Below are 7,463 nucleotides of genomic sequence, written 5' to 3' on the forward strand. Positions count from 1 at the left end.
AATAAAGACAAAAGACATCTTCTTTCCTTTCTGCTCACTTGTTGGGTGGAAAGGCTGTCGTTGACAGAAGTTCAACATAAATTAAGGTGAATTAGTGAAAAGGCAGTTTCCATTTTCGATATCATATTTTTTCAGCATCTCCCGGTCTAATAAGGCGTCATTTTCACATATGATCTCTATCCTATCTGGTGGGATCCGTGCAGTGACTTCAATTTCATATCCAGTGTTGTGCTGAAAAGTGCCAGAAGGGAGGGAGACATGAATTACAGCGAGGGTTTCATCATCATCAAAAGCTTCGGCCATCCAGTTCCCTAAGGCATTTTCCATGGCCTCAACATTAGGGAAAAGGTAAATCGCTTTATACTTTTCGCCCAGATCTTCTGATCTAGGGCCTATCCTGGGCTCTAAACCATTCCTCATAATGCTTGGCAGGTTTTCGGCAGGTGTTACGTGAAATGCTGATAAAGTGGAGGATGTCATCAGCATTCCCTTCGATATGATAATGGAAAATGTTTTTTTAACTGCAATGTTTCGGTTATAATCATAACAAGCGAGAGACAAGTGTTTTCAGTGTTGGTGAAAACAAATTTCCCAATCGAGACTATATATGTATTTGGCATTTTATTTGGTGCCGCAGGAGGGATTTGAACCCCCGGCCTACCGCTTACAAGGCGGTTGCTCTACCACTGAGCTACAACGGCATAAAAATCATTTATATGGCCTTAGAAATTAATACAAGGCTATTTTGACCATTTGCGGCAAAGTGGCCTTGCCTATTTAAGGGGGGCAAGACTAGAATAGCCTTGTGAGAATTCATTATATCCGCCGAATGGTAGAAAGTTATGACATCAAGTGAGAAGGTCTGTACGAGCACTATAGATCGAGAGATCGCACAAAGCTCCCTTCTCTCTGAAAATGCCTTTAAGAGGCTGCTCACCTTATCTGAAGATGGGTCAATCGCTCAAAGCGGACTCCACATCGCATTCCTTTGGGGGCTTACAGTCTCTGATCGCTATGTTCTAACTGATTCTTATACCAGTCTTGTGAATGATACCTGTGCACGCAATCCAGAAAGCCTTCTAAACCCCAATTACATCAAATTTTTTGAAGGCTATTTTAGATCACACCCTAAAATTATGGTTTTGCCAATTCGGCCCAGAAAGTCAAAATATTCTCAAGATGACAAAGATAAACCTTATCATTTATCTTCTGATGGCGGCTCCCCCAATCCTGCAGATGCAAAAGATAAAGGTGATGAATGGGTATCTGTGCTCACCTTTATAGATCCATCAAATGTGAATGTGGGGGTTATGCTTTTCGCATGGGGAGATATAAAATCTGGATTTATATCTACGAGAGCAGTGCATCTGGATCTGACTAAGCTCAAGGAGCATCTAGATATCTCAGGTGTGCAGATTGCCGCTTATGGCGACGTGACGAATTTCATCTGTGGCGCAATCAAAATTACACATGACAAAGCTTTTGATATCTACGGATCTGATGGTGTTCCAGGCGCAGAGCAAGAGGCCATTATGCTGACCGAACTCCCATTTTTTTTGGGGGCTGTCCTGGGCATGTACTCCAAAAACACAAGGAAAATAAGGTCGGGTGTCAATGAGAAGGTTCGAACACCTGAACCATCGATTGCTCAAGAGTGTGAAGGGAAGGATATTTTTTTATTCCCTCCGCTGTCAGCCATACAATCGAGCAGTCCTAGTTTCGCTTATGAGCGCAGGTTTTTTAAGCCGGGTTTAGTCTGGAGGTGAATATCTTCAGCATTAACCGTAAGGATAGAGAGATTATGATTGAGATATTGAGTGACGATTTAAGGGAGCGTATTGCTTCATCAGCCCCCTTAAGGCCCGAAGAAGTCGCAATGGTACCAAAGGAAGCCATCTGTATACTCCAAATGCAAAGGGATCCTACAACTCGTACTGGTCTCTCAGAAGAGATGTATTTGGTTGGTCTCGCTGTGGGTGTGGCTGTCGATGGGTTGCTTGTGCATGTGGCTGTTCTTAACAAAGACAAAGAAATTGACCCAATTACAAAGCCTGAAAGGGAAGATGCTCTGATGGCTGTTATCGAGGAAGCATCTATTTATAAAAAAGGGGACAATATCTCTCTGCTTCTCACCCCCTCATCAAATGAAGTTGTCGCATATGCCAAGCTTCCTCCTGAAGATGGCGGGGATGTCTTTATCACGCTGAGCGATGGGGAAACTCAAACACGCAATTTCAACGAGTTCGTGGATTGGGTTAAAGCCGAAATAGAAGAAGATGAGGAAGATGAAGGATGATGGTCTCTCGATTTCTAAGGCCTTTGCGGTATCTTTCGTTCGTTTCATCATTGGCCATATTAGGCGCCTGCCATGCTCCTCCAGTTCAGAAAACCGTTCATATGGCATCTGGTGCTATCCCTCTTCTTAAAAATGATGGGGCTGTCCTCCAAGAACTTTGTGATGGGCATAGTGATCCCCAGCAGTGGGATGGAGAGCTGTCCTTTGTGGCGAAAATGGATGTTTACGCCTTAGAAGGAGGCCTTCTTTCAGGCAAGCATCGTATTCTGACCGCAGCATTCCCTGTTGGCCATGGGCTTACAGTTACAGGTGCGCTTGACAGGAAGGGGGATAACCCTTTGGTGCATGAGGCAGTATGCCACGGTGCAGTCATGCAATCACTGTATCACTATGAGCATGACAGGCCTTTTGTAGACTGGGTCGTTACTATGGCCCCTTATGAGGTGCAGCCAGATAAAGGTACGCCATTCTCGCCACAATCATGGAATGCCAGCGGACGGATATCCATTGATGTTCAAACTGGGAAAGGTAGCGGCTCATTTATGTGGTCTCCAGGTCCAGGGCAGACGATTAGTGGCTCCAGTTCCCTCATGACTGAAATAACCATTACCCCGGGGCCACAATGGACAAGAGAGTATAACGAAGTCCGTAACAAAGAGTTCGAGGCAGCACACAGTGCTAAAGCCATAGGTGGTGCATCTGCTCTTCCAGACGAAGAGCCTGGGCGCACATTAGATGAAGATATGAGGTCTTCCCAGTGAGATATGGGTTGAAAAAAAATATAGGATTGGGGCTCGCCAGCACCATGCTTTTAGTTGGGCAAGCTGTGGCGATGGATAAGGTAGTGGGGGCAGCGCCTCAATACTATAACGGCGGTTACAACCAGAAAGATATGATTGGAGAAAATCGAAATGGGGATGGCAAGCAGCCCCTGAAATATCCTATAAAAGTTATGACGGTAAAGGTGTCGCCAGGCGAAAGCCGTCAAAATAAACTGGATGCCATTATCAACGGTGCTGCCGTTTATCTTTTGAGGGCTGAAGAAGAAAATATTGGAGTAAGAATATCGTCTCCTTCTGATTTGATCGCCCAGAACCTGCCTCCGCGTGGTTCCATTTACAAGTGTCCTAAGGTTATTTTGGAAAGAGAAAACCAGATCGCGCTTGGCGTTAAAATTGGCAGAATACCATCATCCATGGATGGAGACGTTGATATCAAGACAAATGCTTATGTCATCAATAAAGCAGGATGCCCTTATCAAGATGTACTCGATCTAAAAGCCAGGATTTGGTCCAATCCTGAGGGTACAATGCTTTATTTGGCTCCAACAGGTCTTAATATCGTTAGTGGCCGCGATAGAAGATATAGACTGTGAGATTGTAAATCAGATGTTCTATGTGAACCGATATGAATAATAAAATTTAATGAGATAAAGTGTGGGCTTAAGTTTCTCCGCTTTTAATATTCACGGAACAGGACATCTGATATCGTAGTTCTCTTTTAAGTTCACGAGACGACAAAAATCATGATGTTTAATAGGATTATTAGTGATGTCAGAGATTGAGACTGGCGCTAAGGCTAAGGCCGAACATTGCGTAAAGATTGATGATATGGAAATTTTGGCAAAATTAGCCATGGCTGGAAAGGTGTCCAAACCTAGAAAAAAATCACCTCCGCCTCCTCCTAAACCAAAAGGTCTGGCCATCGGAGGTTACGTTTTATTCGAAAGCCTAATTCTGCAGAAATTTATCGTCAGGCGTGTGATTGAGATAACCAAGACACATGTTATTCTGAAGCCCAATAGATCATCTACAATAAATCCTAGAGAAATTGGCTTCCCGTCTGTCATTCTCGCCTCATTAGACCGGAAGCAGGTAGATCAAATGGAGCGAAAAATAAATAGATTGCAGGATAAATATCTAGATAGCTTAAAAAAATTGCGCCAGGACCACCTTAGTAGAATGAGGGAACTCATAGGTCTTTAGGGAAATACGAATTATCTATTTGAACCTTTTTATCGTGATCCTTAGCCTTGAGGGTGAATAAACATTCAAGGCTAGGATAATATGCTCAATATTGTTGTGCCCATGGCGGGGAGAGGCAGCCGCTTTCAAAAGGCCGGTTATACAATCCCCAAGCCACTGATCCCTGTCTTTGAAGGGGTTCCGATGATCAAACTGGTCATCGACAATATGCGCCCCACTTCATCTCATAGATTTATTTTCGTATGCCAGCGTGAGCATGACACAGTTTACGATCTAAATCGAAAGTTAAAAGAGTGGGCACCTGGATGTGAGGTGGTTTTCATAGATGGCATCACAGAAGGAGCTGCTTGCACTGTCCTAAAAGCGCGAGATCTGATTGATTCTAATAACCCTCTTATGATCGTTAACAGTGATCAATACATCGACTTTGATGTGGACGATTACCTATGTGCATCTGAGCATGTAGATGGGCTTATTATGACGATGATAGCATGTGACCCCAAATGGTCTTATGTCGCTCTAGATGAGAAAGAACTGGTTAAACGAGTAGCCGAAAAGCAGGTTATTTCGCATCAAGCGACAGTCGGAGTGTACAATTTCAAGTCAGGAAAAGATTTTGTCTCCTGCGCCGATATGATGATTTCACTAGATGATAAGTCAAATGGTGAATTTTACGTTGCGCCTGTTTATAATTATCTCATTTCAGAAGGTAAAAGGGTAGGAACCTATAATATAGGCATGGAAGGGCAAGGAATGTTCGGCCTGGGAATACCAGAAGATCTTGCTTTCTTTCAAAATCATCCAGAGATTCAAAAAAAATTATGCCAAAATGGCCTCGTAAGGGGTGTAATCTAATGATGATATTGGCCCACCGAGGCATGTGGAAAGCCTTAGAAGATAAAAACTCTTTGGCTGCGATCTCGCGTGCCTTTAGTCATGGATATGGTTTAGAAACAGATGTGCGTGATCATCAAGGTGATGTCGTTATCTCGCATGATCCATCACCATCTGATTATGGTGTCAAAATGAAGCATGCATCTTCTCCCGTTGAGGTTGAGTGGGTGCTGAGAAAGGCAATTTCTCATGCCTTAATAGGTGATCAGGCGGAATGGGCAAAAAAACCTAATTTGAAAATTCCATTGGCAATAAATATTAAAAGTGATGGTATCGGCTCCATGATTATTAAGGCGCTGGAGAACATTGATATCGGAAAATTCCCTTGGTTCGCATTCGATATGTCAGTGCCTGAAATGGTTTCGTATATTAAATTAAGTATCCCGGTATTTACCCGGCATAGCGATATAGAAAAGTTCCCTGTGTTATACGACCAGGCTCATGGAGTGTGGCTTGATTCATTTAGTTGGCCAGTATGGTATGACAATAAGGACATCAAAGAGCATCTGGCATATGGGAAGTATGTTTGCGTTGTCTCGCCTGAACTGCATGGTCACTCGGCTGAAAAAGTGGAATCTGTTTGGCGATCTATTCATGATAGTGGATTGTTTCGACATTCACGATTGATGATCTGCACAGATTGGCCGGAGAAATGCCGTCAATTTATGAGATAGTTTCCTAATTTTGGGCAAAGACGCATTCAGGTGTTGATGAGGCAGAGCATGTCGATTGAGGCAGTTGTGTTTGATATGGACGGTGTGCTCATAGATGCCAGAGATTGGCATTATCAAGCAATGAACAGGGCTCTTGGATTATTCGGCGTAAAAATTAGTATGGCTGATCATTTGGCGCGATACGATGGGCTTCCTACGAAAAGAAAGCTGGAGATACTCAGTGAGGACGAAGGAATTGCCTCATTAGTTCCAAGAGGTCTTTATCCTTTTATTGCTGAAATGAAGCAGCGATATACTGCTGAAATTGTTCATACAAAATGTAGACCCGTATTCAAGCAAGAGTACTTGCTGGCTAAGCTGCATGCCTCAGGATACAAAATGGCTGTAGCATCAAACTCTATCCGCAATACGGTAGAAACTATGATGAACCTCGCAGGATTGTCTGGGTTCCTCGATGTTATGTTATCCAATGAAGATGTGAGCAATCCTAAACCCGCACCAGATATATATATGCTGGCGATGAGGATGTTGGGGGTTCAGCCTCAGAATACCCTCATTATCGAAGATAACGAGAATGGGATTAAGGCGGCACTTGCTTCAGGTGCTCATGTCATGGCGGTAAATGATCCTAGCGATGTAAGCTGGCCGAACGTGCTAGAGATGATCACATCCATCGATCAAGGGGGACGCCAAAAATATAATGGCCTTAGAAATGTAAATAAAATAATCAATCTCAATAATGGATGTCAGAAATTCCAATGAATATTATAATACTGGCTCTAAAGCCGGATCTTGAAGCCACCTTGTCACTAATAATCTCACTCTTACCATTGAATGAGAATGGCAGGATAGTGTGCATTACTTCAGGTGAATCAGACTATGAAATACTAGATACAAACTGCAGCATTGATCATGTCCATTCAAGATCGGTTACGGCGGGAACCGCTTGTGCCACTTTACTTATGAATGACTGGATTCTCCAAAACCCTGGAGAGTTGTTGATTGTAGATGCAGAAGACTTTGAAGAATGCAGTATTATTGAGGCGTTGAAGGTATTTAGAAAAGCCGCATCCCGATCCCATCATGAAGAGGCTCAAGGTGTTAAAATAAAAGGGGGCATTATATATTCCACTATCTCAAATGAGATGTATACTGATAAAGAAAGATTATATTTTTCTAATGGAACATGTATTGTTGGTGAGGTTTCGTCAAAGATTATTAGTAAATATTTTGTAGCAGGCGTGTATTGGTTCAATTCGGGAGAGGAAGCTATTTGTCACATCAAGCAGATAGTGCGAAAAGGGGCCTCTGAATTCGGTGAATTTAAAATTGGCTCAGCTTTTAATGAAATTATCTTGTCTATGGATGGTGTCGTAGGTGTAAGAGCTCAAGCCAATATGTGTGGTCCATCTTTCGATGGTTTGAGTCCAGCGTATTCTGCATCTTCAAGATGATGAAATTTTTCCCTGATTTAATTTGACTGCTATCTTGTTTGTAATCAAAAACCAATTGATGATCATTCGCACTAGATCAGCACCATAGAGTGCATATGTGAACTTTAGAGTAGGCGTTGAATTTAAGAACGCACTATCCATATTTGGTCTTCACCGCAGA

10 protein-coding genes and 1 tRNA gene are annotated in these 7,463 nt (G+C 42.8%); 9 read left to right on the forward strand and 2 right to left on the reverse strand.

Going from position 1 to position 7,463, the window contains the following annotated elements:
* Positions 1-81 precede the first annotated feature (81 nt).
* Positions 82-480, reverse strand: a complete 399-nt coding sequence (locus FCN51_RS00510; protein ID WP_124297611.1) for a hypothetical protein — start codon at positions 478-480, stop codon at positions 82-84.
* Positions 481-626: 146 nt separating this feature from the next.
* Positions 627-701 (reverse strand) — tRNA-Thr (locus tag FCN51_RS00515).
* A gap of 141 nt (positions 702-842) precedes the next feature.
* On the opposite strand from FCN51_RS00515, the gene FCN51_RS00520 reads away from it, so the two are divergent.
* The 9 genes from FCN51_RS00520 to FCN51_RS00560 all read left to right on the forward strand — a co-directional run bounded on the left by FCN51_RS00520 (position 843) and on the right by FCN51_RS00560 (position 7,303).
* On the forward strand, positions 843-1,766 hold the full coding sequence (locus FCN51_RS00520; RefSeq protein ID WP_160256011.1) for a hypothetical protein: 924 nt from the start codon (positions 843-845) through the stop codon (positions 1,764-1,766).
* A gap of 35 nt (positions 1,767-1,801) precedes the next feature.
* Positions 1,802-2,296: a hypothetical protein gene (locus FCN51_RS00525; protein WP_124296577.1), complete on the forward strand. Its 495-nt coding sequence runs from the start codon at positions 1,802-1,804 to the stop codon at positions 2,294-2,296.
* A complete protein-coding gene (locus FCN51_RS00530; RefSeq protein WP_160256012.1) occupies positions 2,293-3,057 on the forward strand; it encodes a hypothetical protein in 765 nt (254 codons plus the stop codon). Before FCN51_RS00525 ends, FCN51_RS00530 begins: the two co-directional genes overlap by 4 nt.
* Positions 3,058-3,065: 8 nt before the next feature.
* Positions 3,066-3,671, forward strand: coding sequence for a hypothetical protein (locus FCN51_RS00535; RefSeq protein ID WP_236661107.1), 606 nt, complete (start codon positions 3,066-3,068; stop codon positions 3,669-3,671).
* A gap of 175 nt (positions 3,672-3,846) precedes the next feature.
* Positions 3,847-4,281 carry a hypothetical protein gene (locus FCN51_RS00540; protein ID WP_160256014.1) on the forward strand — a complete coding sequence of 145 codons (435 nt, stop codon included), beginning with the start codon at positions 3,847-3,849 and terminating at the stop codon, positions 4,279-4,281.
* A gap of 81 nt (positions 4,282-4,362) precedes the next feature.
* A complete protein-coding gene (locus FCN51_RS00545) occupies positions 4,363-5,136 on the forward strand; it encodes a glycosyltransferase family 2 protein (protein WP_160256015.1) in 774 nt (257 codons plus the stop codon).
* Positions 5,136-5,849, forward strand: a complete 714-nt coding sequence (locus FCN51_RS00550) for a PI-PLC domain-containing protein (RefSeq protein WP_160256016.1) — start codon at positions 5,136-5,138, stop codon at positions 5,847-5,849. The genes FCN51_RS00545 and FCN51_RS00550 overlap by 1 nt, the downstream gene beginning before the upstream one ends.
* Positions 5,850-5,897: 48 nt before the next feature.
* Entirely contained in the window at positions 5,898-6,611 is a 714-nt protein-coding gene (locus FCN51_RS00555) for an HAD family hydrolase (RefSeq protein WP_160256017.1), read from the forward strand.
* Complete coding sequence (locus FCN51_RS00560; protein WP_160256018.1) at positions 6,608-7,303, forward strand: glycosyltransferase family protein; 696 nt, start codon at positions 6,608-6,610, stop codon at positions 7,301-7,303. The genes FCN51_RS00555 and FCN51_RS00560 overlap by 4 nt, the downstream gene beginning before the upstream one ends.
* The last annotated feature ends 160 nt before the right edge of the window (positions 7,304-7,463 follow it).

Source organism: Acetobacter pasteurianus (assembly GCF_009914215.2).
Lineage (GTDB): Bacteria > Pseudomonadota > Alphaproteobacteria > Acetobacterales > Acetobacteraceae > Acetobacter > Acetobacter pasteurianus.